The organism is Clostridiales bacterium, from assembly GCA_015243575.1.
GTDB classification, from domain to species: domain Bacteria; phylum Bacillota; class Clostridia; order Peptostreptococcales; family Anaerovoracaceae; genus Anoxybacterium; species Anoxybacterium hadale.
Map to the genome: position 1 here is coordinate 1,757,393 of CP042469.1, position 26,309 is coordinate 1,783,701.

Genomic DNA, 26,309 nt, shown 5'->3' on the forward strand with positions numbered 1-26,309 from the left:
GGATTTCCTTCGCATTAATTTTGTAAAGGAAGTGCGCACGAAATGAATCGGCACTTCCATAAGCGACAAAAAGTGGTGCCCCCGATTTGCCGCTGGAATAAATGATTTCTTGTTATCTGTGATTTACAATCTCTATGAATGCAGTAAAATCAGTCAAATCATAGAGATAAACATCGCTGATTTCCCTAATTTCTTTTTGCACATTCATGCTGGAAGCATCATATACGCCTGCGATTCGGAAGCCAGCATTTTTTGCCGTCTTGATTGCGTGGTATGCATCTTCAAATACCCATGTATCAGAGATCTCAGTATCCATGTACTGCTTTGCCGCAAGATAGATATCGGGCTTTGATTTTCCCGTTCCTATCTCCGAGCAGGTGAAAATCCGGTCAAAAAAACCGTTAATGTCTAGCCTGTCCATAGCCTTTTCGATCAAACTTCGGTCACTTGAGGTGGCAGCGGTCATCTTAATATCGCATTTTGTCATTTCACCAAGAAACTGTTTCACACCAGGCTTAAGCTTAACCTGGTGGTCGTAAAAGTCCTGAATGGTACTGTTGATTCCGTTGATGATTTCCTCCGCAGTAAATTGCAGCTGATACCTTTCCTTCAGATATGCCGCTCCCTGAACCATACTCATTGAAAACATCACCTTTCCTAGATCAAGCTCGGCTTTTATTCCCAGTTTCCTCAGGTATCGCTCACCCGCATTATTCCAGATCTGCATTGAGTCGAGCAAGGTTCCGTCCACATCGAATATTGCCCCGGTTATCATGCCTTCACCATCCTACAGGTGAACTCTTTCAATTCTGCAGCCGCCTTTTCAATATCCGGCTGGGCAAACAAAGCACTGACTACTGCAACACCGCTGATACCACTCCCTTTCAGCTCCATAACGTTATCTATGCTGATGCCGCCGATTGCGACAACCGGAATCTTTACCGCCTCACAGATTGATTTCAGTGTTTCATGGCTTACGTCATCCGCATCCGCTTTTGTCCCGGTATGAAATACTGCTCCGACGCCGAGGTAATCTGCCCCGTTCTGCTCTGCAAATATGGCCTGTTCTACAGTCTGTGCCGATACTCCCAGGATTTTATCCGGGCCAAGCTTCTCCCTGACGCTGCCGGCCTCCATATCGCTCTGTCCCACATGAACACCGTCGGCGTCGGCCTCTATTGCAATCTCTACGTCATCATTGACTACAAACGGAACCGAGTATTCCCTGCAAAGCGCTTGGAGCTCTTTTGCTTCGGCAAGGAAGACTTCCTTGTTCAGTTCTTTTTCTCTGAGCTGTATGAAGGTCGCGCCGCCTTTCAATGCCCTTTCCACTTGGCTGTGCAGGGTCTCTCCGTTCAGCCAGGAACGGTCCGTAACAGCATACAATAATAAATCCTCTTTACCGCACTTCATACCTTGCTCCTTGTTCAAGCGTCGCCCCATCCATTTGATAAATGGCGTCAATGATTCTATTTCGGTAGGTAGAATTACCATCACCCGGCAGCATATTATTCCAGCCGATTTCACCGGCAAGCCCCATCGCGCATACTGCAGCTGCCGCAGCATCCAGTACATGATCTGGATTTGCAGTAATAAATGCCGTGATCAGAGCGGATAGCTGGCAGCCGGTTCCTGTGATCTTACCCATTTCAGGACGACCATTACGGATCACATAGCAGCGCTCGCCCTCAGCAACCAGATCGATTGCTCCTGTAACAACAATCACGCTTCCGGTCTGTTTTGCAAGCTCTTTCACAAATGCAACCGCTCCGTCCAGAGACTGTTCGGTTACCGCTTCCGCCAAGTCAGCATCTACGCCTTTTGTTCTGCCGCTGCCTGACGCAAGGGTCTTAATCTCGGAAATATTTCCTCTGATCACATCAAACTGAATCTCCTTCATCAGCCCGGCCGCAGTCTCAGTACGAAGCCTGCTCGCGCCTGCCCCTACCGGATCGAGTAAAACCTTATGGCCCAATTCATTGGCCTTTTTTCCCGCCAGGAACATCGATGAAATTGTGTTTTTGTTCAATGTACCGATATTGATATTCAGTCCTCCGCAGATGGAGGTAATCTCTTCTACCTCATCCTCTTCATCGGACATGATGGGACTCCCTCCGCATGCCAGCAGCACATTTGCCACATCATTCACAGTCACATAGTTCGTAATGCAATGAACTAGTGGGGAATTCAAACGAACATTAGCCAGATAAGTATTTAACATAATCTCTCCTTTCACCAAAACCATAAATACATGCTAAGGCAGCACTGATCTAACCGATCTGATGTACACACTCAATGAATCAGCGCTTCCCTGATCTGGATGCAACAAAAAAGCTGTGTATGCACATAGGATGCATATACACAGCTTCGTAACGTTATATATATCCCTACGTTGGCATTATCCAAATCAGGTTATGGGTTAAAGCACACAGCTTACTCTCAGCCCACTTATTGTGAGCACCCCTTGTATTTATGACAATCAGATTTGTCTTATATGTTGTATCTTTGATTATACTCAATAGAGAGAAAAAAGCAACCACAATAAATATAAATTGCATAGGATAGCGGAAGCCCCCCACATTTCTATACGCATTCCTTCTTCCTTCCTGCATCTCTTCATGGTTATCCTTATTCACTCATCACATTCATGAAACCCCAGAGTTTCAAAGATCTGACCATCTATGCTGACTATTTCAACAATAGGGATTACAGTGCCATCGGTCATGACGATAACCCGTTCATATTTATCTATCTTTTTAACTGTACAGACAGCTGAAACATAGGCTCCGCCATTCTTCTTCATATCCGGCTGAAAGTAGGTAACTTCAATTTCGTGCTCCTCATCGAGACGGTCTGCTAGGATCTGCAGCCTATCACTCAAGACATCCTTCATATTTTCGTCCAGTTCTACTCTTACATTAGTAAGTCTGGCAGTTTCTTTGACGGAAGCACTATGGCCTGTCAGTGCTGCAAAAGGAGAAAACTGAGCTGCCCGGTCAATACCCGCCATATGCGGGCGTGCCTTAGAGACATGGTGGGGCAGATGGATGATGTCATCGTATTCCTTTGTCATGCCTTATGCCCTCCAATCTGTTTGTTCCGATCTAACGTGGTGGCGCCTTCCTCCAGGTTCATGCCCTTGAGAACAGCATTCTTGCCGTATTTCTTTTTTATCTCGAGCAATGCCTTCTGCATCTTTTTCTCCCGCTCCAGCTCAGCTTCTTCCCTCTCCTCTTTCATTTTTGCAGCCGCGTAGTCCGTAAAGAGATCAAGCTGTTCTGGGCTGTCTGATTTTCGTACAGATGCTTCATCAACTACATGATTCGCTGCGATGTTGACTCTCCTTACCAGAAGATTCTTATCAACGATGCGCTCAAACAGTTCAGTAACAGCATCTATTATCAGCTTTGTAGATGAGATCTGCCGCCCAAGATTAGTGGTACCATGAGCGGATTTCGGAATGGAGCGTCCATAATGATCTGTCGTAATTGGTCCACTGTATAATTTCCTTATCATCGGGTCTATCAGATTTTCAATATCATATCCCACGGTCAGAACAATCTGATCAGTAACAAGCCTTTTATCCACCAGATCAAGCACCAGCAGATCCGTCATCTCCCGAACAATCAGCCTCGCTTTGTCATAGGGATAAGCGCATTGAAGTACCTGACCTGATCCAATGCTATTTGTGCTTGGCTTATATTTTTTAATGTCGAACATGGTGCATGGTTCCCATCCCCATGCATGATCGATCAGCAATTCGGCATTGACACCGAACATCTTATACAGCAGATCCTCGTTGTAGTAATCTGTAGGTTTACCGATGGAACATCTTGCTATATCGCCCATAGTAAAGAGACCTTTTTCTTCAAGCTTTTTGGCATATCCCTTACCAATACGCCAAAAGTCCCTCAGCGGCTGATGAGACCACAGCAGGCGGCGATAGCTCATTTCGTCTAATTCGGCGATCTGCACGCCATTCTGATCTACCGGAGTATGTTTTGCCTGTATATCCATAGCGATCTTGCAGAGATACAGGTTTGTGCCGATTCCTGCTGATGCTGTAACGCCCGTGCTCTTAAGGACATCCAAAATCATTTTCGTAGCGAGCTCACGAGCTGAAAGATTGTAATGATTCAGATAATCAGTAACATCAATGAATACCTCATCAATTGAGTAAACATGAATATCTTCCGGTGCGATATACTTCAAGTAGACATCGTAAATCCGTGTACTGAACTCTATATAGAGAGCCATTCTCGGTGGAGCGGCAATGTAGTCAAGCGAAAGGCCCGGAGAGGATTTCAATTCCGTATCGCTGAAGGATGTGCCCATAAAGGTTCGTCCTGGGGCCAAACGTAGCCGTGCTGCATTTACTTCTCTGACCTTCTGAATGACTTCAAATAATCTTGCCCTGCCGGAAATGCCATATGCTTTGAGAGAGGGTGAGACAGCGAGACAGATGGTTTTTTCGGTGCGGCTTGCATCAGCGACAACAAGGTTCGTTGTCAGTGGATCAAGCTCTCGTTCCATACACTCGACCGAAGCGTAGAAAGATTTCAAATCAATTGCCATATAGGTTCTATTCTTCATTCTATTCTCCGATCATCCTAAAATCTGCACATTTGCCCGAACAACGCCGCAAGCTTGCCAAAAGCGATATCTTCATGAGAGTCGATTTCTTTGCTGCTGCGTGAGCCTTCAAAATCGCTCCTTTGCTGCTGTCATTTCGCTTTAACAACACTATACCAGAACGCATGTTCTTTTTCAATCGAAAAAATATTCATAGTTAGACCGGTGTTAATTGCAAAAGTAAACGCAGTCGCCTAGATCCAGCACATCTGCATTTACTCTCGCATTATTTCGCTTTTTCACATAACTCTGAAGAAATGATTTCATTACTAATAATTCTATTTTTTAGTTCTATAACCTTTTGCTCTATAATCTTAACAGTCCTTATAAATTCTTCATCGCCTTTTCCTGTCGGATCATCGAGGCCCCAATCTTCCCGATGTCTACTGGGCAGCCAAGGACATTCTACATTACATCCCATGGTAATTACGATATCAACTTCAGGAATATCAGTAAGCAGCTTTGAATGCTGAGTTTCCTCCATATCAAGTCCGTAAATTTCTTTCATCATCCTCACTGCATCCTGGTTGATCTGAGGCTTGGTCTCCGTGCCTGCAGAATAGCTTTCAAATACGTCAGAGGCATAATGCCTTCCAAGCGCTTCAGCAATCTGGCTTCTGCAGGAATTGTGAACACAGATAAAAGCTACTTTTATTTTAGTTTGAATATTGATTGACAATGTGTCTTGCATATTATTCACCCCATATTTCAGCAGCATCCGTTGCTATTTTCCGAACAGTCACAACTTGGCTCCGTACCAGTCAATAAACCATTGATAACAGCTGCTGCGCATCCCACGCCTATTTTCACTTCTATGGCATCAAATGGGCAATTCTTATCACAAGCTCCACATTCCATGCACGCATCTCGATCCAGGATCGTAGCTTTTTCCATCTCCATAGCGAAGACCCCGTGCGGACAAACATCAAGACACATACCACAGCCCTTGCATTTATCTAAATCAAGCTTCAATGTAGCAACATTTTTCAAATACTTATGCTTCAATTTACTTTCTCTCCCTTCATAGTAAGGATAAAAGATTCCCTGTAAACAGCAGGATGATTCCTAAGCCAATAGTTCCAGCAATCAATGGTATTGAGATTTTCATCTCTTTTATTACTCCTGAGAATGAAGTGTAAGTGGAACATCCGGTAAAGTTCATAGCCTTATATGCTGATATGGAAGGTAGTATCAGCAAGTAGGCAATACTGGTCAGAGTACCATAATCAATCCCTTGAAAGAATCCATTCAGAGCAACAATGCTGATTGCCCAAAGCGAGCCTAATAACCAACCTTTCTGCGAAAAGGCTCTTCCCGGAATCCATGGAAGCAACATTGGCGTCAGTACGCAACCGAAAAGTATCGCTCCAATATAAGCGCAAACATCCATGCCGGTAAATCTCGATAGACCAACTAAATTCAATAAAAACATCACGCCGAAAATAATGAAGGAAGGTTTTATCGAACCGACTATTTCAACCGGGGTCAGAACAGTTCTGTCAATAAAATTAAATCGAACCGTCCGCATTCCTTTGTCAGCTTGCATGCCGTTGTTCAAAAATGCAGGCACATCTTCAGCTCTGACAGGACCATAAACGACCTTGAAGCCAGATCTCTTTTGAACTTCATGCGCAGATACTCCTACCGCACCTAACTGCGGCAATATTAAAGATCTGTGCTCAACCGCATTGGAAAGGCCAACAGCTTCAATACGCTTTATTAATTCTTCTGTCCCAAAAGTGCTTTTTCCTGCAGCACACCATACGTTAATGCCTTTCGTATCAAGTACGAGTATCCATGCGGAAATGCCTGAGAGTTCTTTTCTCAGTGAATCAAAGCTCATCTTGTAGTTTGCAGTAACCAATACGGGTGAATTCATATCTGGCTGTCCGACATAATACAGGCCGGGATCAACCTTGTAATTCATTCGTTTGATTCCCCATCTTACCTTCCACGAACCTAGTACATCTTGAAACGAAAGTTTCGTGGATACCTCTACAGTCACTGGTAGGCTGCCGCAGCAGCAGGATGTGTTATCTCCGTCTCCGGAGCAACACGCTGAGTTATCTTCAGAACCGCGAATGTCTACTATTTTTTTATTTGATCGAACAATCTTTTTCATTTTATCAGGTCACCTGCACTTCTTGCAGACACAATCCTCCTTTTCTCTGGTTATGTTGGTGAAAAATGCAAGTAGTTCATCAGTTCTTTCTTTATTCAGAGTATATCTCATCCATGCACCATCACGGCGCGCATTGACCAGCCCACTGTCAGACAAAATTTTCATATGATAACTGAGCGTGGATTGCGATATACTGAACGCTTCTAATATGTCGCAAGCACACATTTCCCCGCAGGACAGCATATCTATGATTTTTAAACGAGTTTCATCCGATAAGGCTTTGAAGACAGGAGCATATTCTGCATAGGATTGAATCATAACATTACCTCCTTGTTATTCATCAATATCAATGATATTGATATTTGTCGATATTGTCATTATATTCAGGATATCGATAAGTGTCAATGTGATTCCAGAATTTTATATAATAGACTTCTCGCTATCCAAAGGGAAGGAAATTTCTATCTCAGGTTCCAACAATGCGATCTAACCATAAAAAATAGCCATCACGAGGATGGCTATTTTTTATGGTACGCCCGGCAGGAGTCGAACCTGTGACCTTCAGAGTCGGAGTCTGACGCTCTATCCAGCTGAGCTACGGGCGCATATAACTGCGTACGTTCCAGTCAGCATGCCTTTCATCTGTTTAATCAAAATCTAAGCAGCAAAACTAAAATGTACAAGAAATATACTACAGCATTTCAGCCGTGAAGTAAAGCAATTTCCAAACTTTTATCAGGACAGGCGATAAATACTGGAGTACAAAGACAAAAGGATTGTGTCAGACGCTATCCCCACGCCCTAACCCCTCTTCAGCACATGCAAAGGCAACCGCGTTTATCTTTAACAGAATAGGTTATACATCATATTTATATCCTTATGTGGTTATACTCATACCATATAACCTTATATAGTTATATTTTTAATTTATATTTCTAAAAGGTTATAAAATATTGATTTCAACACAAATCCATTATATACTTTCACCAAAGGGAAGGTGGTATCATGTTCTTTCAATATGACTTCAAACCGTACATTGCAATTATCGGTGATATTGTGGCATCCAAAAAACTGAAAGATCGTTCTGAAATCCAAAAAAAGCTGAACGGAGTTCTCAGCGAAATCAATGATAGTTACGCTGATCGTATTTCAGCCAGATTCATGATCACACTAGGCGATGAATTTCAGGGTTTACTGGCTGATGGCGAATCTGTTATAGATATCATTCAGAGAATTCAAATCAGGATGTATCCGGTAAAGCTTCGGATTGGAATTGGAATTGGTAAAATTGAAACGGAAATCAATCATCTTATCCCCTATGGTGCAGACGGCTCAGCATATCACCATGCCAGAAGGATGATAGAGCAACTTAAAAACACCGAAAATAAGAACAAATCCTATGATGCAGACATCATGATTGCCGCGGACGGAGGGAATTCAGACTTAGTGATCCTTTTGAATACAATTTTGTCATTATGCACTGCCATCAGGCAAAGATGGACAGAACGTCAGAGAGAAGTTGCTTACGATTGTTTTCTCAATGGGGACAACCAGACTGCGGCGGCGCAGCGTCTAAAGATCAGTCAACCAGCGGTGCAGAAACTCTTATCCAAGGCGGATTATTATACTTATAAAAAATCAATGGATGTTGTATCACAGTCATTGCAGAAGATTAAGGCGGATTCCCATGTTTAAATTGTATTTTATATACCTGCTGCTGGCTCATGTCCTTGGAGATTATTATTTTCAAAATGAAAGGCTGGCCGAAGAGAAAATAAATTCGCTTTACAAACAAGGGATACACGGTTCCATCTACACAGTGACTGGAATCGTATGTATCCTCCCCGTTTTTCAGATCAAGCTTCTGATTGCGGTACTTGTATTATCCATAAGCCATTTCCTTATAGATCTCGCTAAATTTTACTATATGACGCTAATGGACAAGGCGCCCTTGCCACCACAAGTACAGCGGTCTTTGTATCTGGCAGACCAGGCCTTACATATTGTCTGTATCTTCGCAGCATCTTTTTTCTTAACGATAAGCGGCGTCGAACTCGAACCTCTTCCCATCATTTGGAAGTTCTTTGAAGTAATAGAAGTGTGGCCATTTGCGGTGCTTTCCTGGGTTACGATGCTTCTTCTTATGTGGAAGCCTGCTAACATCACCATCAAGCAATTGCTTTGCCTGTATAAACCCAGCGAAGAAAACAGCTGCTTCCTGGAGGTGCCCTCTGAAACAGAACAGGATCGGAAAGAAGTAGAAGAAAGCAGTAAAAAAATCGGAGGATTTATTGGCTTTCTGGAACGATTAATCCTATTAATTTTATTATCCATCAATCAGTATTCAGCCATGGGATTGGTTCTGACAGCAAAATCTATTGCTAGATATAACAAGATCATTGAAAACAAAGAATTTGCAGAATACTATTTGTTGGGAACACTGCTTAGTACCGTGATGGTAATCGGTGCTTACCTGATCATCTTTTAGCGTTGACCGATTCATGGGAACCCATTCTGCAATCGGCGGGTTGAAAGCCATCCCGCCTGAAACAATAACTTACCGCACTTCCTTATTCTATAATATAAGCTCTCACAATCTCTCCGTAATAGGCGGTATGAAAGTCTTTATTTGCCCCATGATAGGAACTATCAACATCCTGGGGATAAAATGCGTTCCTGTGGTCTACAACAATTGCATCTTTCTCTTGTTTCTGCTTATATACCACCTTGCATTCAAGGGTCAGCGGCAGCTCCCTGATGGCTGGAACGGAAATGCTGTCCGCCGCTTCCAAGGTTAAGTTTAACTCCTTCATTTTGTCTGTATCTCTGCCAGATTTCGTTCCGCATATCCCCAGGATTTTCTTATCATAATCACCGTAGGGAATATTGATCGTAAATTCTGGATTCTGATCAAGCTGATGTTTGGTAAATCGGTTTTCCCTAACAAAGACTGTAAAGATTGGTTTGGACCATTCTATCCCCAAGGTACCCCAGGAAATGGTCATTGCGTTCACTTTATCTTCTGACTTCGTCGTCAGCAAAACACCTGTCTGCAAAGCTCTCAAAATATCATTCGCATAATCAAATACTTCTATTTCTTTCTTCATAATCTTACCCTCCTATAAAGAAACACTGTTATGGATATACCTCTGAAACATATAAAAGTATGCTCGTTATCAACAGTTCTCATCCTGCATGAAAAAATTTAATCAAGCTTACGTTTAAAAATTGAAATGAGCCATCTTGTGCTTCCATAGCTTTGGGCAGCTGCAACTGTACTAACCAGTTCCCATCCCTTCGATCCCAAATCGTTCAGTTCATTATGCAGTTCCATTTGATCAATCTTGCCGCCCAGAAAACCCTTAGCGTCAGTATACAGAGTCTTGTATTCGTACCGTTCCATAAATTCTCACCGATCCCTTTCTTTGATCTTCCTTGGGTTTTCCGTAAATCATTTCTCTGATCTAATCAAATATCATCAAAATCATAGGAAATCCATCTGGCAGAAAATGTTTTTCATATTATAACATAAAGGAGTCGATCTTTCATTAGCTTGCAAGGACTCTTTTTATCCTTTTATCTGTTATTCTTTTTTCTGCATCCCGCAGCATATAAATTGAATAGATCTTTCCTAACCCCGCTTTTTCTAAAATCTGCTTCTTCTAAGGAGGTTGCCCTATGCTAAATATAGGAGGTCTATCCGGTTGTATCGTTTTGCCCTCTTCCCCTTGCTATGACGAAGCCAGGCAGGATTATAACAGTAGGTTTAACAAATATCCAAAAGTGATCGTTTATTGCAATCATACAAAGGATGTGGTCAATGCAGTACTATGGGCACGGAGAGAGCGAGTGCCTTTTCGCCTCCGCTGCGGCGGACATAGCTATGAAGCATATTCTCTGATTAGCTGTGGTCTCATCATTGATGTCAGCGGATTACAAGCACTGATGTATCATAAAGAAAACCAAACAATTCAAATTGGTGCAGGTCATCGACTGCTTCCGCTCTATGAGGCCCTTTGGAATGAAGGTGTTACCCTTCCGGGCGGAACCTGCTCCACGGTTGGCATATCGGGACAAACGCTGGGGGGAGGTTATGGATATTTATCCAGACTCTTTGGCATGACATGTGATAATCTGCTTGAGGTAGAAATGGTGACAGCAGAAGGTACTATAATCTGTGTCAATGAGAACCATCATAGCGATCTGCTATGGGCATGCAGAGGCGGTGGCGGTGGAAGTTTCGGAGCAGTTACTTCTTTTCGTTTTCGGGTTCATCCGATAAAAACGGTAGTTCGGTTCAGAATGACATGGGAGTTCTCATCCCTGAGGGATGTTGTTCATTTCTGGCAGGCATGGGCACCCTACACTGACCCCAGGCTCACCTCTCTATTGGCACTTCCATCCCAGAATCAGGGAGATCTTCGGGCAAGTGGTGTCTTCGTGGGTCCCGAACAGGAGCTGCGCCAGATGATTGCGCCACTGAGAGAAATGCTCCCTCCGAAGTCAGTAGAACTTCATGCCCTTTCATGGCTGGAAACCGCCAGACAGCTTGCTGGCTCTCCCCTGCGACAAGAAAAGTTCAAGGGCTCATCTGCTTACGCCTATCAACCGCTTTCCAGTGCTGCAATTGATCAATTAATCCTCAATCTTCAGCATGCTCCTGGACAGGCAAATGTGGTTTCATTAGCCGCTTATGGGGGAGCGATTAGCCAAGTTCCGGTCCGTTCCACTGCATTTGTGCATCGGCAGCCATTATTTTTGATACATTATCAATCCTATTGGGTGAAAGAATCAGACGCAGATAAAAACATCAACTGGATTGAAGACTTTCGTAGTTCCATGCTCCCTTACACTTGGGGGGCATACCAAAATTACGCAGACTCCCTGATCCTTGATTGGCCTGATGCCTATTTCGGGGAAAATCTGAATCGGTTAATGGAAATTAAACGGAAATATGATCCAGACAATTTATTCTGCTTCGAGCAAAGTATCCCTCTGGGATGAGGTTTCCTCCCTTTTGCCGATAACCGTTTTTTGCTTTCTGCGCTCTGGAGAATGGCTCTCCTGCTCAGATAGCGTTTTAGCTGCATAAATCCGTGAAGTGGCTCCCCAAGGATGGTAGCCATCTCCGATATAGGAGAATCCATAATGCTCGTAATATCCGATATGATCGGTACACAAATATAGGGTTTCAAATCCCCCCTGTCCTGCATCCTCTTTTGCCTTTTCCAGCAGCATTGCACCATATCCATGGCCACGGTATGGCTCCTCGATAAAAAGAGCACAAACCCAAGGGTATAAGTCCATTCTGCTAATAAAATCATTTGTGATCAATCCTGCGCAGCCGACAATTTCGTCTCCTTTAAAAAGAAGATACCACTGCGGAAGAGGTGCATTCGCATCAATACAATGAAGAATGCAATCCTCATAGATCTTCGCGCTTTCTTCATCCGCCCATTTCTCCTGAAAATAACGAATTGCAGTGTATTTGTATTCCGACCTTTCCCGGACAGAAATAATCTCCATTTACTTAACCTCTCTAAACTCAATATTTCACCTTTGCTCCTATTATATCAAAGGTATTGCCTCGTTTGAAGAATTAAGTAGCTCTGCACTCCACTTCTATAAAAAAGAAGCTGATTTCTCATGAAATCAACCTCTTTCACTTTGTTTCATACTGACTATTTCTTCATACTTCCCTCGCCGCCCATTAAGGAAACCATTTCCTCGATATGTTCTAATGGGAACGGCGGTTCGCACAATGGTTTCATTGCAATGCTCATCAATTTCATCGGGTTGTCGTCTGACGCGACACGATTGGAAACCAGCTCGCCGCACCTGCGGCATCGGTGAATGATCGCCCATTCGCCTCCTTTTCGCACCCAAACGGCTACAGCTTCCATAATTCCACCGCAATCGGATTCTCTGTCTCCAGGCTCAATGTCTACATGAAGGCTCGAAAGACAATTCGGGCAATGATTACGATGTTTGCTGCCGTCTTCTGCCGGAAAAACCTGACGACCGCATACCTTACAATTAAATGTATCTTTGCAGGCGTGGGTTTTGTAGTACCCCTTTTCATACTGCCTGCGTTTATTTTCACGATTCATGATCAATATCCTCCAAAAGTTAGTTATATCTTCCTTTGGGAGGAGTGCGGGATTATCTGTCGCAAACCTCCCGGTTTGCAACAATCTCCTTACTATTTACTTTAATCAAAAACATTCCCCTTTCCTAATTCATTTTTTAGCAGCACCAGTTTGCTGAAAAGTTTGCCTGAAGATCCTATGATCATCAGCCCATCTTATTATATCATATATACATTTATGGAAAAAGATACACTTTTCCTTTTATTCCATCGTCTGATTGCTATACAATGATATCAATCGTCGGCACGATTGTTATTTCGCTCGCCTGATCCGCTGAACGGCTGTTTCCGGTGGCAGTTTCTCCATTATTATTTTCAGAATAGTAACGCTGCTCCAGTGAATTTATTTTGATCAGAAAACGGCTGCTTAGCACACGTTCTTGCGGTGTCGCTGTCCACGCCCATCCGTTGGGGTTATAGCCCATTACCGACGGTCCGAACTCACTTTCCTTCAGCTCAAAAGTATTCGGTTGCAAATCAGAGCCGCTTGCAATAATTGTAGTACCCGTTTTTAGTGTGATGCTAAAACGCCCTTCCGATGTGGATTTCACAAATCCATCTCTGATATTTAAAAAATCAATTAGATTTTTCGGTTCTTCTGATTTCTTACGTTGATGATTTCGAGTGCCTCCATTGATGACTTGAGATGCATCTTTCACAAGAGCCTTCCGATCAGGTGAAACTGCTGAGAGATACTGCGCATAGACCTTTTCCTTCGTCAAGCTTAAACTTTTATATTTGGCATCATCTTTCTCTGCACGCGCTTCCGCTAAAGCCTTAGCGAGATCATTCATAAGAACATCAAACTCTTGCTCTGTCGGTCGTGCCATTCCTTTGTGCGGTATTACATCCCAATTAACACGATCAAAAAGAGATAGCGAAGATAAACTGGCATGACTAAGTCTGGATGTTCTTTCAAACCCTGACACATTCATAAAATTCCCCTTTCAAAAGACATACTATGTTAAGGCGGTTTTCGTTACTTTTTAAGGCTGTAGCTAAGGGTAATAAGCTTCACCAAGCAGAACTGTAACAGCTCTGAATATGTAATCATAGTTACCACCCCCTTTTAAAAGAGAGTGATCAACCGCCTAACGGCAATCCCTACCCTGATTATACAACCTATAGGCTTTGGAAGGCAAGATTGTTACCCATAATTTTCCACATTGTTTTAGTTTCCGACCCTTGTCTTATCCATACATCAAAAATACACTCCATGATGAGTGTATTTTTGAATCGTGTACGTATTAATGATTGTCCAAATGAACGACTCCCCCTTAAGTCATTAAACATTTGCATCTGTTGCAAAAGCCTCTGATCCCATTGGCGAAATTGTCACGTAAAGGCGCAAAACATCTTCCCCGGTGTTAATAACCTGCAAGCTTTCCTGACCATCAACCTGCATTAACTCGCCTGTCTGAAGCGGAGTTTCATTCCCATCGGTGACAACCTTGGCATTACCCTCCATGACCTGCAGGAAAAGGGTTGATTCCAGATGTGTATGTCCCGGCAAGATTTCCCCTTTCGCGATATTTAAAACAAAAGCAATTACATCATCACTTTTGAAAAGCATCCGCTTGGCTATTTTTCCCTGAGGCTCATGAAAATAATCTGTAAAAGTAAACTTCTTCATAGATAATCCCTCCCTTTATTTATTTAAGCTTATGCTTTACTATACCCCAATTTAAACATATCATAACGCTCTGCTTTAATCCTTGATTAAATCACACGCCCTTTGGTCAATGACTAGTATTTTAACATTCTCTGTTTTTGCTTTGCATTAGGCCACATTTAGTAATTTGGCTATATTTTCTCCTAAAACCGCATTTGCTACAGCAGACGTCTTTGCAGATTGCAAAACAGCGTTTTTAGATAGTAGTAAATCACCAAAGGGGCGGTCTACTCCAAAGAAACATTTCTCCGGCACTTCATTGATGATGCATTGTAAAACAAAAGTCGAATAAAATGCTGATGTATCCAGATACATATTAGAAATTTCTTTAACAAGTGCAACCGTTTCAAGCCAGTTGCTTCCTCCCAAATGGCCTAAAATAACAGGAGTCTCAGAATAATCTTTTGCCAGCTCCGAAATTTCTTTTATATCCTGAAATGTCAGTGGAAAAAAAGCGTGTATCCATATAGGGAGATTTCGAAACTCTTTTGAAGCTTCAAAAATATTTTTCAGAAGATATATTTGGCCGCTGCCGAGTGTAAATTCTCCCATTCCAGACAAGTTGTTTTTCTGAATATTTTCAGCAACATATTGAAGTGTGGGTTTTAGTTCAAGCCCCGCTGGAACCGCCCCAAATCCTATATAGCGGTCAGGATATTGTTTGATTGCATCCATAAGCTCTGATACGGATTTTTGACGTGCCTCTATCATAGAGCCTTTTTTTCCTGCTAACAAGTCATTTAGAAATTCCATAGATGATCTAACTTCGGTAAAGTTTCTGTTTATTTCAGGGTGAAAGGTCGTGGAGAACAAAACGGTTTTATCAATACCCGCAGCATCCATCGCTTTTATATGTTCCTCAACCGGCAAAGTAACATGAGAGTGTCCATCAATAATCATAAATATGTCCTCTTTTCTATCGTTTGATTGATCCTTTACTCTGTATTATAATATCTTTATTCAAAAAAGGTAGAATGCACTTTTTTGTAGTATACTTACGAAAAGGAGAGTTTAGCTATGGATAAAAAAATATGCTTTGTAAGCAACAAGGAACCTTTTGAATATACATTATCAATCGTAACCGGAAAATGGAAACTAAAAATTATTTACTTCCTTGCCTGCACTGCTCCAGCGAGATACAATATGCTGAAAAAAAATATAGATACAATTACTCATAAAATGTTAAGCACCCAACTGAAAGAATTGGAATCAGAAGGCATCGTTCTTCGTAAAGAGTATCCTCAGGTGCCTCCAAAAGTTGAATACTCTCTCTCTCCCAAAGGGGAAAGCCTTATTCCAATAGTCATAGCTATGTGTGATTGGGGGAAAGAACATTCTTCACAGCCCAAAGCGTGAGGGACTTTGCGTACACTGCGTTCCCGCCGTCCTTCGCCTGTCCATACAGGCTCGGACTATCTCGCTTAAAACCATCATCGATGGTTTTCTTGACGCTCGATACCCTTTCGGGTTCGAGTCCCTCCTTACTACGAAAAAAACCTAAGACGGAAATACCCATCTTAGGTTTTTTGGTGAGGCGTGAGGGACTTTGCGTACACTGCGTGCCCGCCGTCCTTCGCCTGTCCACACAGGCTCGGACTATCTCGCTAAAACCATCATCGATGGTTTTCTTGACGCTCGATACCCTTTCGGGTTCGAGTCCCTCCTTACTACGAAAAAAACCTAAGACGGAAATACCATCTTAGGTTTTTTGGCGAGGCGTGAGGGACTCGAACCCCCGACCGACAGATTCGAAGTCTGCGACTCTATCCACTGAGCTAACGCCCCGGGTTGCTGGCACTGATTTAGAGCGCCAATATTGATTTTACTTCTAAATGGAAGAAAAGTCAACGCAAATCGACTTTTCTAAAAAATTTCTTCTTTCTTAGTCTTTCTGAATATCGGTAAAGCCTTCGCCCCGTCCCCAGACAGTATCGACGTGAATTACAGTTACAAAGGCGTTTTTATCATGCTTCGCCACATATTTTTTTATCAGAATACTTTCTCTTGGCGAGCAGATGGTGACAATTTTTTGGCGCGAGGTTTTTGTGTATTCTCCCGTTACCATCACATTCGTCACACCTCTTGAAATATCAGTCATTATGTAATTGGCTACTTCATCTCGCTTACTGGTGATGATTTCAACCTGTACGGCCTTCGTTTCAAACCCGTACATTACGAAGTCTACCGTCTTTGAAAAAATTACCTGTGTGACCAGTGCATACAGTGCTATGTTTCTGCCGAACAGATAGCCTGATCCGACAATAACGCATGCATCAATAACGAGCAGAATTTGGCTGAGTCCAACGTGGGGCATGAACTTTTTCTGTATAATTTTAGCGATGGTATCGGTTCCTCCGAAAGAGTATCCTCTGGAAAACACCAATCCCGAACAAATCCCACCCAGAACTCCGCAATAGATCGCCGCTAGAAATAGATCCTTTTCCTCCAGAATTGAAAACTGAAAGTGCTCGAATATAAAGAGGATTGTGGGAAAGGTTATCGTCAGCAATAGAATCTTTCTCGCCTCTTTCATTCCCAGCAGGATGGAGCATATAATGAGGATCGTGATGGAGAAGCAGTAATATAACACGGAAAAATTGACAGGCAAAAACCCTTGTACAATTCTCACCATACCTGTGACTCCTCCGCTGGTGAGTCCGTTGGGAATCAATATCCCGATGGTTGAGATCGCACTGATCGAGCAACCTATCAGTATAAACAGCATATCAACCCCGAGTTTCTTGAAATTTGGTTTTTCAATCTTAATTTTCATTCATCCTTACCCCCTATAGGAATTATTTGAAAGGAATTATTCCCAAAAATATCAATGCACCGAATCGCGATGGTTCCCTTTGCCGTTGTGTTCCATTCACAGCCAAGGCTGATTGAGTCGCTCCCTTTACAGAAAGAAAGCTGAGGACTGTATGTAATTCCGTTATATTCAAAGTCAATACTCCAGTAATCCAGCAATTGGAGGGAGTCCTTAGAAAGAATCTCTTTGATGACTGGCAACTGTTTCTTTTCAACTGGAATATCCAAAATCGATTCAATCTCATATCCCGTCAGTGTTACAGCAAGCTTCATTTTATCAGAATCATCTAGCGCCCGCAAATCAGTTTTTACTTTTAAGTTACCCTTCCATTCCTTCTTTTTCGACTCTCTGAGGAACGTATACCCTTGCTTTGTGCTTTCAACCATGCGCTTTTGGGTGTTCACTGCCGCCAGAGCACCAAGGTCGCAGGCAATCCACCTTCGGCCCATGCGATCCGCTGTCGCGGGCAATGTCCCTGATCCACAGAAAAAGTCTGCACAAAGATCCCCTTCCCTCGTACAGCTTTCTAAAATCCGCTCGATGAGCTGTTCTGGTTTCTGCGTCGCGTACCCAGTACGCTCAGCAGAAGTTCTTCCCACCATGTTAATCTGCCAAACGTCCTTCATGTTGACCATGGTGTACCAGCCTACCTCGTCTTTGAATTCGGCTACACCCTTGAACCGATAAGGTTTCAAATCTCTGTTGTAGGATTTCTCTTGCTGAGCTTTAAAGTAGTAATTGGAGGATTTTGCATAAAACAGCAGCGTATCATGCTTTCTTGCAAAATAATTCTTACTCACACCGCCGGATTTATAATTCCATATTACTTCATTAATAAAGTTCTTTTCACCGAAGATTTCATCCAAGATCACTTTTACATAATGAACACTATGCCAATCTAGATGCACCCATAGACATCCGTCTTCTGCCAGAAGTTCTTTCATCAGAAAAAATCGCTCTGTCAGCATTCGTAAATAAGACTCCATCCCTTCTTCCCATACATCATGGTAGGCCTTTTGCTTGATGGACGGTACTTTTCCGATTTTTTCAGAAGACAGCTTCCGTTCTGTTCCGTAGTTTGCCTTAGAATAAAAGGGAGGGTCAATATAAATTAGGTTAATTTTTTGCCCCATTGCCTTCTGTTCCAATAAATATTTCATCAACGTAAGATTGTCAGAATGAACGAGCAGATTCTCTCCGTTTCCGATCTTTTCCGTTATAGCAAAATTGCCCGCCTCAATTTCTCGGCACGCTTTTTCGCATTCTTCTATCATAATAGGCAATTTTGTCAAGAGACTCATTTCCGTTTACCAGTTTTCTCCCCGATTTTCTTCGTTGTATTCTTTGTCCTTTCGCCGGATGACTGTTCCCTACTCCTGCTCTGATCCGTACGGACACCACCTGAAGAATGATCCCGAACTTTTTTTTTGATTCTCTCGATTGCCTCTTCTCGCAGGAGCAGCTGCCCTGCTATCACGATGAGCAGATCCGAGCAAAACGGGTGTCAAATCCTCACGTCCTGCTTTTTTTAATGCCGCCAGAACCAAATCCCGGTTTTCTCTTTTATTAAAGTGCATCAATGCACGCTGCATTCGTTTTTCTTCCGGATCTCTGGGAACATATACCGTGTCTCCAGTGAAAGGGTCAAGTCCTGTATGATACATGCAGGTGGAAAGAGTTCCCGGTGTGGGATAGAAGTCCTGAACCTGATCCGGAACAAAGCCGCCTCGCTTTAAAAACAGCGCCAACTCAATCGCATCCTCCATCGTCGACCCGGGGTGGGATGAAATGAAATAAGGAATTAAATACTGTTTCAGTCCCAGTCGTTCGTTGGTCGCTTTATATTTCCTGCTGAAATCCAAAAACACTTCTTTTGAAGGTTTTCTCATTTTGGCCAGGACTCTGTTTGAAATGTGCTCCGGTGCCACCTTTAGCGTGCCGCTAACATGGTGTTTGCACAGTTCTTCCAGAAATACATCATCTCTCCCTGCCAGGAGATAGTCATATCGAAGCCCGGAACGAATAAAAACCTTCTTGACCCTATCAAGGCTCCGAACCTCTCTGAGAAGCTCCAGATATTCGCTGTGATCAATGTCCATCAAGCTGCAAGGTCTTGGATACATACAGTCCTTATCACGGCAAACACCTGCCTTTTCCTGCTTCTGGCAGGCCGCTTTTCTAAAGTTCGCGGTAGGGCCTCCTACATCATGAATATATCCCTTAAAATCCTTCCGTTCTGTCAGCTTTACAGCTTCCCTTACGATAGACTCCCTGCTTCTGCCTCGAACTTCCCTGCCCTGATGATATGTCAAAGCACAAAAACTGCAGCCTCCGAAGCAGCCACGGTTTGCTGTGATACTGAACTTTACTTCTTCAATGGCCGGAATTCCCCCATCCTTATCATAGGCAGGATGCCAGATCCCTTCATACGGTAATTCGTAAACATCGTCAAGCTCCACTGTGGTCAGCGGTTCCTGCGGTGGATTTTGAATTACATAGACCGTTTTATCATATTTTTCTACCAGTCGCTTTCCGTTGATCCAGTCATTGTTTCGATATTGGAGTAAAAAGCTCTTGGCATAATATTTTTTCGCATCATCGCCTTCTGTGATTTCCCGATAGGATGGAAGAAGAATCGTATCCTTATCCCCAAAATGCTCCTGTTCAAAAGCGCCTTCCAACACGCCTTCTTTCAGGAGCGTATTGGTTTCTCGAAAGACAGTTCCCTTGATCCAACTGATGTCCTTAATCTCAATGCCGGAATCAAGCGCTTCTGCGATCTCAACTACAGCGTGCTCTCCCATGCCATAGATCAAGAGGTCTGCTCTGGAATCCATAAGAATCGATCTGCGCACACTATCGTCCCAATAGTCATAGTGTGCAAAACGCCTGAGGCTTGCCTCAATGCCGCCGATGATCACGGGAACATCTTTATATGCCTCTCTTGCTCTTCCACTGTATACGATGACCGATCGATCGGGCCTCAGTCCGGCTTTCCCCCCAGGAGAATAGCTGTCGGTCTTTCTTCTGTGCTTAAATACAGAGAAATGATTGACCATTGAGTCTACATTTCCTCCGTTGATGAGAAAGCCAAGCCTGGGTTTTCCAAACCGTTTGAAGTCATCGACTTTTCTCCAATCCGGCTGAGCAAGGATCGCCACCTTATATCCGCGGCTTTCCAGAACTCTGCCAATAATTGCAGTACCAAAAGAGGGATGGTCAACATAGGCATCGCCCGTTACCAGGACAAAGTCAGGCTGATGCCACCCCTGCTCTTGCATTTCTTTCATAGTCATTGGTAAAAATGACATAAATTCTCCTGTTTCTATTATCTGCTTCCCTTGTCATATGGTACACCAACAGCTTTTGGAGCCTGAGAAGACTTGGAGCTGAAGGCAAGTACGATGAGGGTTGCAATAAAGGGTATCATTTTGTAGACATCACTGGGAATACTGGAGGTAGCAAGCAGCGGAATCACAGAGTATGCCGATGCGATGGTCTTCATCAGTCCGAAGAACAATGCCGCGAAAAGCACTCTAAGAGGCTTCCACTGACCAAAGATCATTACTGCCAGAGCCAGGAATCCGTATCCAGAAACAGTGGCGTTAAAATTCGTGGAAGTTGGAATTACGAATACCAAACCTCCTAAACCTGCTAAGCCTCCGGATATCATAACGCCCGCATAACGCATCTTGTAGACGCTAATCCCTACGGAATCGGCAGAATGAGGGTGTTCCCCGCATGCCCGCAAACGCAAACCAAATTTTGTTTTATAAAGTACGATCACGGACAGAATCAGGATTATAAATCCAAGATAAGTCGTGATGTAAGTATTCTTAAAGAATAGACCACCGAGAATGGGGATATCACCCAAGATCGGTACTGACGAAATACGGAACGTGTTGTTGAAATTGATCTGCTGTACTCCGTTGGTCTGTATCATTCTGGCGATAAAAATTGCAAAGGCTGGTGCAAACATATTCAATGCCGTACCGCTGATAATCTGATCTGCTTTCAAATTTATGGCTGCGTAAGCATGCAGCAAAGAGAAGATCATCCCGGTTGCGACTGCAATCAATATTGCGATGATTAACAGCGGCTGCCCTTTCATACTTCCCTGCATCATATTGATAAAGAAGATGCTGGTAAAAGCTCCCATGATCATCATTCCGTCAAGAGCAATGTTCGTTACACCGCTTCGCTCAGTAAAAACTCCTCCCAGCGCTACAATGAGCAGCGGGATGGAGAAAAACATCGTTTGCTGGAACACCAAAAATAAAATATCCATTATTGATCTCCCTCCTCTGCAGATTCTGCCTGAGTAGAATCAGTTGTTTCAGTAACGTTATCAAGTCCATTATCTGCAGCACGAGCAGTGTCTTCCTGCGCTTGATACTGAGCATCGGCAGTCGCTCTGGAATCAGCTGCGTTTTGTTTCGTTTTTCTCTCTTTCGAGAATTTAATAATTCTCGGCAAAATCGAGCGGAAAATCAATGCAAAAGCACTGAAGTAAATGATACATGCGATGATGATATCAATGACTTCCGGGACAAAATCCAATGTCTGCAGATAGTTTCCGCCTTGGGTGATATAGGAGATAAAAATCGCGGAGAAAATGATTCCAATTGGATTGGAAAGTCCCAGCAAGGCTACCGGAATTCCATTGAATCCTTCTGCAGCGAGTACGTCGACAACCTTGATCCTTCTGCCGTTTGCACCGGATAAATAGAGCAGTCCTCCTCCAAGGCCTGCAAGCATACCCGCGATTACCATCGATAGCACAATATTGCGCTTTTCGTTTATGCCCGCATATTTGCTGGCATCCGGGTTTAATCCACAGGCTTTCAGTTCATAGCCAAAGGTTGTTTTATTTAATACAATGTACATAAGTATTGCGATGACGATTGCGATCCAGATACCGCAGTTAACTGTCGAAAGGTCCTTTGCCGAACCCAGATGATTATAAAATACATAATCCATGCCGCCTTTTGGCAGTACCGCAGAAGGTTCTACGTTCATGGATAAATTTTTCTTGGAGTCAAAGACATAAAGCTTCACCAGATGATTTGCCATGTACATCCCGATATAATTCATCATAATCGTCGATATTACTTCATGGACATTGAGGTAAGCCTTTAGAAGACCTGGAATAAGCGCCCACAAGCCGCCGATTAAGGCCGCACCGACCAGTGCAGCGATCCAGTGCCATGGCGCTGGTAGGAAGGTCCATTTTGCACCTATGTAGACTGCTGCGAAAGCGCCCATAATAAACTGCCCTGCTGCACCGATGTTGAATAAGCCAGTTTTAAAAGCAAAGCCCACAGACAAACCCGTCAGAATCAACGGTGTGGCAAAATACAGTACCTGACCCATTCCTTTCGCACCGGTACTGAACCCGCCTTTTAAAATAATAACAAATCCATCCACCGCCTGTGAAGGATTACTGAAGAGCAATACTACAAACCCGAACAGCAAACCGATCAAAATTGAAAAGATAGAAGAGTATGCATTGTTAAACGCATTACTGATCAATAAGTTCTTCAATCGTTTCATACTGTCACCTCGCTTCTTTTCGAGCCAGCCATATAAAGGCCAAGCTCCTGTACAGTAATATCAGCCGGATTTAGATCTCCGACGATCTCGCCCTCATAAATCACGAGGATACGGTCACTTACGTTCATAACTTCATCTAGTTCGAGAGAAACCAATAATACTGCTTTTCCCTCATCCCGCTGTGCCACTAGTTGCTTATGGATATATTCGATTGCTCCTACATCCAATCCTCTGGTGGGCTGAACAGCAATGAGAATCTCAGGATCAAGGTCGATTTCCCTTGCAACGATTGCCTTCTGCTGGTTTCCACCAGACATGCTACGCACAGCCGTTTTCGTTCCCTGACCGCTTCTGATATCAAACTCACCGATTAACTTCTCTGCATAGGTTTCAGCGACATCAAACTGTATGAAACCCTTCTTTTGGAATTCTGGAGTAAAATATTTTTTCAGCATCAGATTTTCTGTTAAGTTATAGTCAAGAACCAATCCGTCTTTGTGACGGTCTTCAGGGATATGGCTCATTCCTGCATTATTTCTGCTCCTGACACTGTATTTCGTAATGTCCTGGCCATTTAGCAGGATTTGACCGCTCTCGATGGGCATCAAACCCGTCAGCGCATAAACAAGCTCTGACTGTCCGTTTCCATCAATCCCAGCGATGCAAACAATTTCACCCTTCCTGACAGCAAAGGAAACGTTATTGACCGCTTTTTTCGTACCATGTTTTGCACCTACAATCAAATTGAGGACTGTGAATACTTCTGATTCCGGCTTTGATACGCTTTTTTCCACAGCAAAACTGATCTTGCGGCCTACCATCATTTCAGACATTTCTTCTTTGGTGGTTTCTGCAACATCTATGGTGCCGATATATTTCCCTTTTCTCAGAACCGTGCAGCGATCAGCTACTGCTTTTATCTCATTTAATTTATGCGTTATAAAGAGAATTGACTTTCCCTCATCCGTAAGGTTTTTCATGATCTTCATCAATTCATCAATTTCTTGAGGCGTCAGGACAGCAGTAGGTTCATCAAAGATTAGAATCTCGTTATCCCGGTACAGCATTTTCAGAATCTCTACTCGCTGCTGCATACCAACAGTAATGTCCTCAATAATCGCATCAGGATCAACCATGAGTCCATAACGGTCAGATAGATCAATGACCTTCTTTCTTGCCTCGTCCATCTTTAAAAAACCATGCTTTGTTGTCTCTACACCCAAAATGATATTTTGTAGTACCGTAAAATTATGAACAAGCTTAAAATGCTGGTGAACCATACCAATGCCAAGTGCATTCGCATCATTTGGATTGTGAATTTTAACTTCCTTGCCTTCCTTTTTGATCACACCTTTTTCCGGCTGGTAAAGACCAAAGAGAACACTCATAAGAGTGGATTTTCCTGCTCCGTTTTCACCCAGCAATGCATGAATTTCACCCTTTTTTAATTGGAGGGTGATATCGTCATTTGCAATAATACCGGGGAATTCCTTGGTGATATGTAACATTTCAATGATGTAATCCATATCTTCTCTCCTTGTTTAATTTGCATTTCTACCTTGCGGCAACGTCACTGCGTCACTACGTGACTCCGACTCGCTCGCTCCCTGCTGTCCGTTTTGCCATCCAAGCAAGCTTGGGGCAAAAAGGCAACGTCACTGCGTGACTCCGACTCGCTCGCTCCCTGCTGTCCGTTTTGCCATCCAAGCAAGCTTGGGGCAAAAAGGCAACGTCACTGCGTGACTCCGACTCGCTCGCTCTCTGCTGTCCGTTTTGCCATCCAAGCAAGCTTGGGGCAAAAAGGCAACGTCACTGCGTGACTCCGACTCGCTCGCTCCCTGCTGTCCGTTTTGCCATCCAAGCAAGCTTGGGGCAAAAAGGCAACGTCACTGCGTGACTCCGACTCGCTCGCTCCCTGCTGTCCGTTTTGCCATCCAAGCAAGCTTGGGGCAAAAAGGCAACGTCACTACGTGACTCCGACTCGCTCGCTCCCTGCCGTCCGTTTTGCCATCCAAGCAAGCTTGGGGCAAAAAGGCAACGTCACTACGTGACTCCGACTCGCTCGCTCCCTGCTGTCCGTTTTGCCATCCAAGCAAGCTTGGGGCAAAAAGGCAACGTCACAGAATTTTAATGTATGGAACTATTATATCCGATTCCGCACAAAAAATAAACGACTAATATTCCGCTCCACTAGATCAAAAAGCAGGTGATTAAAATCACCTGCTTTATTGTTTCTTCAGTGAACTGTAGAATTATTCAACAACAGTTACCTTTACGATCTTAGTTCCGAGCTCTGTAGCTGCTTCAACATCGGTATCCTTCTTCAATGTGATTTCGTTGGCAGCCAGTTTTGCGTAAACTGCATCATAATCTGCCTGTGAGAAGGTATTGAATTTGGATGTTTCCATTGGAAGCTGTACGCCGTCCATGTCAGCTGCATATACGAGTGATTCTCCACCTGGGAACTTTCCATCATAGTATTCGCCAAGAAGTGACTGAACTGCAGGAGCCAGACCCTTCATAGCAGAAGTGATAACGGTATCGGATTCAGAGCTCTGGTCAACGTCTACGCCGATCACCTTAGCGCCTGCTGCTTCAGCAGCGGACATAACGGAGTTTCCTACAGAACCGCCGCAGCCGAAGATGACTTCAGTTCCTTCTGCATACCAGGAAGCAGCAAGAGTCTGAGCTTCTGGAGATGCATCAAAGTTTCCAGTATAGTGGTATTTCATATCAATATTAGCAATTCCCATTTCTGCCGCAGCAGCCTCAGCGCCTTGAACAAAGCCGTATCCGAAACGAACTACCGCCGGAACTGCCATTCCACCCATGAATCCAAGCTTTGTATAGCCGTCTTTTACAGCCGCATATCCTGCAAGGTATCCGGACTGTTCTTCAGCAAAAACAACACCTACAGCATTGTCATTGGTTCTGAATTCTGTATAGTCGGCATTATGAGGATTTCCATCAATCAGAATGAACGTAACATCTTCATATAAATCCTGCGCTAAGTAGATAGGTTCTTCGAACAGGAATCCAGGAGTAACGATTACCTTGGCACCGCCTTCAACAGCAAGCTGAATCGCTGCAAGATAAGCATCTGTGCTCTGTTCTGTGGGCTTGTAGTACTTATGCGTGATTCCTTTATCCTTTGCGTAAGCAACAACACCTTCCCAAGTACCTTGGTTAAATGATTTATCGTCTATGGAACCAATATCGGTAATCATAGCGATTTCATAAGTTTCTTTTGCTGGGGGGGTAGTTTCTTTATCTCCGCCACCACCACACGCAACAAGTCCAAATACGAGTATGAAAGCTAACATCAATGCTAATACTCTTTTCAACATTTTTTCTCCTCCTTGAATTATAG

At 43.4% G+C, this 26,309-nt stretch carries 27 protein-coding genes, 2 tRNA genes and 1 riboswitch; of the genes, 4 read left to right on the forward strand and 25 right to left on the reverse strand.

The annotated features are described in order from the left end of the window. Positions 1-112: 112 nt before the first annotated feature. The 10 genes from FRZ06_07670 to FRZ06_07715 all read right to left on the reverse strand — a co-directional run bounded on the left by FRZ06_07670 (position 113) and on the right by FRZ06_07715 (position 7,359). Positions 113-775: an HAD family phosphatase gene (locus tag FRZ06_07670; protein QOX63233.1), complete on the reverse strand. Its 663-nt coding sequence runs from the start codon at positions 773-775 to the stop codon at positions 113-115. Further along, positions 772-1,413, reverse strand: coding sequence for a thiamine phosphate synthase (thiE, locus tag FRZ06_07675; GenBank protein ID QOX63234.1), 642 nt, complete (start codon positions 1,411-1,413; stop codon positions 772-774). Before thiE ends, FRZ06_07670 begins: the two co-directional genes overlap by 4 nt. After that, a complete protein-coding gene (gene thiM, locus FRZ06_07680; GenBank protein ID QOX63235.1) occupies positions 1,400-2,221 on the reverse strand; it encodes a hydroxyethylthiazole kinase in 822 nt (273 codons plus the stop codon). Before thiM ends, thiE begins: the two co-directional genes overlap by 14 nt. A 146-nt stretch (positions 2,222-2,367) precedes the next feature. Next, positions 2,368-2,475: riboswitch (TPP riboswitch) on the reverse strand. Positions 2,476-2,632: 157 nt separating this feature from the next. Continuing rightward, the gene (locus tag FRZ06_07685; GenBank protein ID QOX63236.1) at positions 2,633-3,073 is read right to left on the reverse strand and encodes a YolD-like family protein; all 441 of its coding nucleotides are present in this window, start codon (positions 3,071-3,073) and stop codon (positions 2,633-2,635) included. Continuing rightward, positions 3,070-4,593 carry a DNA methylase gene (locus FRZ06_07690; protein QOX63237.1) on the reverse strand — a complete coding sequence of 508 codons (1,524 nt, stop codon included), beginning with the start codon at positions 4,591-4,593 and terminating at the stop codon, positions 3,070-3,072. The genes FRZ06_07685 and FRZ06_07690 overlap by 4 nt, the downstream gene beginning before the upstream one ends. A 265-nt stretch (positions 4,594-4,858) precedes the next feature. Further along, positions 4,859-5,299 carry an arsenate reductase ArsC gene (locus tag FRZ06_07695; GenBank protein QOX65874.1) on the reverse strand — a complete coding sequence of 147 codons (441 nt, stop codon included), beginning with the start codon at positions 5,297-5,299 and terminating at the stop codon, positions 4,859-4,861. Positions 5,300-5,340: 41 nt separating this feature from the next. Next, entirely contained in the window at positions 5,341-5,637 is a 297-nt protein-coding gene (locus tag FRZ06_07700) for a 4Fe-4S dicluster domain-containing protein (protein ID QOX63238.1), read from the reverse strand. 16 nt (positions 5,638-5,653) lie between these two features. After that, positions 5,654-6,754, reverse strand: coding sequence for an acetyl-CoA synthase subunit gamma (locus FRZ06_07705; protein ID QOX63239.1), 1,101 nt, complete (start codon positions 6,752-6,754; stop codon positions 5,654-5,656). A 9-nt stretch (positions 6,755-6,763) separates the two neighbouring features. Beyond that, a complete protein-coding gene (locus tag FRZ06_07710) occupies positions 6,764-7,072 on the reverse strand; it encodes a winged helix-turn-helix transcriptional regulator (GenBank protein QOX63240.1) in 309 nt (102 codons plus the stop codon). Positions 7,073-7,282: 210 nt separating this feature from the next. Further along, positions 7,283-7,359, reverse strand: a tRNA-Arg gene (locus FRZ06_07715). A gap of 400 nt (positions 7,360-7,759) precedes the next feature. Here FRZ06_07715 and FRZ06_07720 point away from each other — a divergent pair. Both FRZ06_07720 and FRZ06_07725 read left to right on the forward strand, forming a co-directional pair. Continuing rightward, on the forward strand, positions 7,760-8,449 hold the full coding sequence (locus FRZ06_07720; GenBank protein ID QOX63241.1) for a hypothetical protein: 690 nt from the start codon (positions 7,760-7,762) through the stop codon (positions 8,447-8,449). After that, positions 8,400-9,242 (forward strand): DUF3307 domain-containing protein, encoded by an 843-nt coding sequence (locus FRZ06_07725; GenBank protein QOX63242.1) that lies wholly within the window; start codon positions 8,400-8,402, stop codon positions 9,240-9,242. The genes FRZ06_07720 and FRZ06_07725 overlap by 50 nt, the downstream gene beginning before the upstream one ends. 82 nt (positions 9,243-9,324) lie before the next feature. On the opposite strand, the gene FRZ06_07730 is transcribed toward FRZ06_07725, so the two are convergent. Both FRZ06_07730 and FRZ06_07735 read right to left on the reverse strand, forming a co-directional pair. After that, positions 9,325-9,861, reverse strand: a complete 537-nt coding sequence (locus tag FRZ06_07730) for a flavin reductase family protein (protein QOX63243.1) — start codon at positions 9,859-9,861, stop codon at positions 9,325-9,327. A gap of 98 nt (positions 9,862-9,959) precedes the next feature. Beyond that, complete coding sequence (locus tag FRZ06_07735) at positions 9,960-10,157, reverse strand: DUF4177 domain-containing protein (GenBank protein ID QOX63244.1); 198 nt, start codon at positions 10,155-10,157, stop codon at positions 9,960-9,962. A 275-nt stretch (positions 10,158-10,432) separates the two neighbouring features. Here FRZ06_07735 and FRZ06_07740 point away from each other — a divergent pair, with 275 nt between their 5' ends. Then, on the forward strand, positions 10,433-11,758 hold the full coding sequence (locus FRZ06_07740; GenBank protein ID QOX63245.1) for an FAD-binding oxidoreductase: 1,326 nt from the start codon (positions 10,433-10,435) through the stop codon (positions 11,756-11,758). Here FRZ06_07740 and FRZ06_07745 read toward each other — a convergent pair. The 5 genes from FRZ06_07745 to FRZ06_07765 form a co-directional block, all read right to left on the reverse strand. Beyond that, positions 11,723-12,280 (reverse strand): GNAT family N-acetyltransferase, encoded by a 558-nt coding sequence (locus FRZ06_07745; GenBank protein QOX63246.1) that lies wholly within the window; start codon positions 12,278-12,280, stop codon positions 11,723-11,725. The genes FRZ06_07740 and FRZ06_07745 overlap by 36 nt on opposite strands. A 155-nt stretch (positions 12,281-12,435) precedes the next feature. After that, positions 12,436-12,864 (reverse strand): RNHCP domain-containing protein, encoded by a 429-nt coding sequence (locus FRZ06_07750; GenBank protein QOX63247.1) that lies wholly within the window; start codon positions 12,862-12,864, stop codon positions 12,436-12,438. A 259-nt stretch (positions 12,865-13,123) separates the two neighbouring features. Next, positions 13,124-13,837 (reverse strand): hypothetical protein, encoded by a 714-nt coding sequence (locus FRZ06_07755; protein ID QOX63248.1) that lies wholly within the window; start codon positions 13,835-13,837, stop codon positions 13,124-13,126. 350 nt (positions 13,838-14,187) lie between these two features. Further along, a complete protein-coding gene (locus FRZ06_07760; GenBank protein ID QOX63249.1) occupies positions 14,188-14,535 on the reverse strand; it encodes a cupin domain-containing protein in 348 nt (115 codons plus the stop codon). 147 nt (positions 14,536-14,682) lie between these two features. Then, positions 14,683-15,474, reverse strand: a complete 792-nt coding sequence (locus tag FRZ06_07765) for an amidohydrolase family protein (protein QOX63250.1) — start codon at positions 15,472-15,474, stop codon at positions 14,683-14,685. Between the two features lie 117 nt (positions 15,475-15,591). Here FRZ06_07765 and FRZ06_07770 point away from each other — a divergent pair, with 117 nt between their 5' ends. Next, positions 15,592-15,930 carry a helix-turn-helix transcriptional regulator gene (locus FRZ06_07770; protein QOX63251.1) on the forward strand — a complete coding sequence of 113 codons (339 nt, stop codon included), beginning with the start codon at positions 15,592-15,594 and terminating at the stop codon, positions 15,928-15,930. Between the two features lie 353 nt (positions 15,931-16,283). On the opposite strand, the gene FRZ06_07775 is transcribed toward FRZ06_07770, so the two are convergent. The 8 genes from FRZ06_07775 to FRZ06_07810 all read right to left on the reverse strand — a co-directional run bounded on the left by FRZ06_07775 (position 16,284) and on the right by FRZ06_07810 (position 26,286). Next, positions 16,284-16,359, reverse strand: a tRNA-Arg gene (locus tag FRZ06_07775). A gap of 97 nt (positions 16,360-16,456) precedes the next feature. After that, positions 16,457-17,347 (reverse strand): YitT family protein, encoded by an 891-nt coding sequence (locus FRZ06_07780; protein ID QOX63252.1) that lies wholly within the window; start codon positions 17,345-17,347, stop codon positions 16,457-16,459. Continuing rightward, entirely contained in the window at positions 17,344-18,687 is a 1,344-nt protein-coding gene (locus FRZ06_07785; protein QOX63253.1) for a site-specific DNA-methyltransferase, read from the reverse strand. Before FRZ06_07785 ends, FRZ06_07780 begins: the two co-directional genes overlap by 4 nt. Before the next feature lie 69 nt (positions 18,688-18,756). Next, complete coding sequence (locus FRZ06_07790) at positions 18,757-20,697, reverse strand: YgiQ family radical SAM protein (protein ID QOX63254.1); 1,941 nt, start codon at positions 20,695-20,697, stop codon at positions 18,757-18,759. 17 nt (positions 20,698-20,714) lie between these two features. After that, a complete protein-coding gene (locus FRZ06_07795) occupies positions 20,715-21,674 on the reverse strand; it encodes an ABC transporter permease (GenBank protein QOX63255.1) in 960 nt (319 codons plus the stop codon). Continuing rightward, a complete protein-coding gene (locus tag FRZ06_07800) occupies positions 21,674-22,939 on the reverse strand; it encodes an ABC transporter permease (GenBank protein QOX63256.1) in 1,266 nt (421 codons plus the stop codon). Before FRZ06_07800 ends, FRZ06_07795 begins: the two co-directional genes overlap by 1 nt. Next, positions 22,936-24,465, reverse strand: a complete 1,530-nt coding sequence (locus tag FRZ06_07805; protein QOX63257.1) for an ABC transporter ATP-binding protein — start codon at positions 24,463-24,465, stop codon at positions 22,936-22,938. The genes FRZ06_07800 and FRZ06_07805 overlap by 4 nt, the downstream gene beginning before the upstream one ends. Before the next feature lie 726 nt (positions 24,466-25,191). Next, positions 25,192-26,286 (reverse strand): BMP family ABC transporter substrate-binding protein, encoded by a 1,095-nt coding sequence (locus FRZ06_07810; protein ID QOX63258.1) that lies wholly within the window; start codon positions 26,284-26,286, stop codon positions 25,192-25,194. Positions 26,287-26,309 lie beyond the last annotated feature (23 nt).

What these genes read in the sequence shown, in the direction of transcription:
- FRZ06_07710 (QOX63240.1), bottom strand. Translation starts at nt 7,072, where the DNA reads ATGATTCAATCCTATGCAGAATATGCTCCTGTCTTCAAAGCCTTATCG.
- FRZ06_07800 (QOX63256.1), bottom strand. Translation starts at nt 22,939, where the DNA reads ATGAAACGATTGAAGAACTTATTGATCAGTAATGCGTTTAACAATGCA.
- FRZ06_07770 (QOX63251.1), top strand. Translation starts at nt 15,592, where the DNA reads ATGGATAAAAAAATATGCTTTGTAAGCAACAAGGAACCTTTTGAATAT.
- FRZ06_07795 (QOX63255.1), bottom strand. Translation starts at nt 21,674, where the DNA reads ATGGATATTTTATTTTTGGTGTTCCAGCAAACGATGTTTTTCTCCATC.
- FRZ06_07685 (QOX63236.1), bottom strand. Translation starts at nt 3,073, where the DNA reads ATGACAAAGGAATACGATGACATCATCCATCTGCCCCACCATGTCTCT.
- FRZ06_07750 (QOX63247.1), bottom strand. Translation starts at nt 12,864, where the DNA reads ATGAATCGTGAAAATAAACGCAGGCAGTATGAAAAGGGGTACTACAAA.
- FRZ06_07805 (QOX63257.1), bottom strand. Translation starts at nt 24,465, where the DNA reads ATGGATTACATCATTGAAATGTTACATATCACCAAGGAATTCCCCGGT.
- FRZ06_07785 (QOX63253.1), bottom strand. Translation starts at nt 18,687, where the DNA reads ATGAGTCTCTTGACAAAATTGCCTATTATGATAGAAGAATGCGAAAAA.
- FRZ06_07690 (QOX63237.1), bottom strand. Translation starts at nt 4,593, where the DNA reads ATGAAGAATAGAACCTATATGGCAATTGATTTGAAATCTTTCTACGCT.
- FRZ06_07765 (QOX63250.1), bottom strand. Translation starts at nt 15,474, where the DNA reads ATGATTATTGATGGACACTCTCATGTTACTTTGCCGGTTGAGGAACAT.
- FRZ06_07740 (QOX63245.1), top strand. Translation starts at nt 10,433, where the DNA reads ATGCTAAATATAGGAGGTCTATCCGGTTGTATCGTTTTGCCCTCTTCC.
- FRZ06_07810 (QOX63258.1), bottom strand. Translation starts at nt 26,286, where the DNA reads ATGTTGAAAAGAGTATTAGCATTGATGTTAGCTTTCATACTCGTATTT.
- FRZ06_07730 (QOX63243.1), bottom strand. Translation starts at nt 9,861, where the DNA reads ATGAAGAAAGAAATAGAAGTATTTGATTATGCGAATGATATTTTGAGA.
- FRZ06_07755 (QOX63248.1), bottom strand. Translation starts at nt 13,837, where the DNA reads ATGAATGTGTCAGGGTTTGAAAGAACATCCAGACTTAGTCATGCCAGT.
- FRZ06_07720 (QOX63241.1), top strand. Translation starts at nt 7,760, where the DNA reads ATGTTCTTTCAATATGACTTCAAACCGTACATTGCAATTATCGGTGAT.
- FRZ06_07790 (QOX63254.1), bottom strand. Translation starts at nt 20,697, where the DNA reads ATGTCATTTTTACCAATGACTATGAAAGAAATGCAAGAGCAGGGGTGG.
- thiM (QOX63235.1), bottom strand. Translation starts at nt 2,221, where the DNA reads ATGTTAAATACTTATCTGGCTAATGTTCGTTTGAATTCCCCACTAGTT.
- FRZ06_07705 (QOX63239.1), bottom strand. Translation starts at nt 6,754, where the DNA reads ATGAAAAAGATTGTTCGATCAAATAAAAAAATAGTAGACATTCGCGGT.
- FRZ06_07725 (QOX63242.1), top strand. Translation starts at nt 8,400, where the DNA reads ATGTTGTATCACAGTCATTGCAGAAGATTAAGGCGGATTCCCATGTTT.
- FRZ06_07780 (QOX63252.1), bottom strand. Translation starts at nt 17,347, where the DNA reads ATGAAAATTAAGATTGAAAAACCAAATTTCAAGAAACTCGGGGTTGAT.
- FRZ06_07670 (QOX63233.1), bottom strand. Translation starts at nt 775, where the DNA reads ATGATAACCGGGGCAATATTCGATGTGGACGGAACCTTGCTCGACTCA.
- FRZ06_07760 (QOX63249.1), bottom strand. Translation starts at nt 14,535, where the DNA reads ATGAAGAAGTTTACTTTTACAGATTATTTTCATGAGCCTCAGGGAAAA.
- FRZ06_07735 (QOX63244.1), bottom strand. Translation starts at nt 10,157, where the DNA reads ATGGAACGGTACGAATACAAGACTCTGTATACTGACGCTAAGGGTTTT.
- thiE (QOX63234.1), bottom strand. Translation starts at nt 1,413, where the DNA reads ATGAAGTGCGGTAAAGAGGATTTATTATTGTATGCTGTTACGGACCGT.
- FRZ06_07745 (QOX63246.1), bottom strand. Translation starts at nt 12,280, where the DNA reads ATGGAGATTATTTCTGTCCGGGAAAGGTCGGAATACAAATACACTGCA.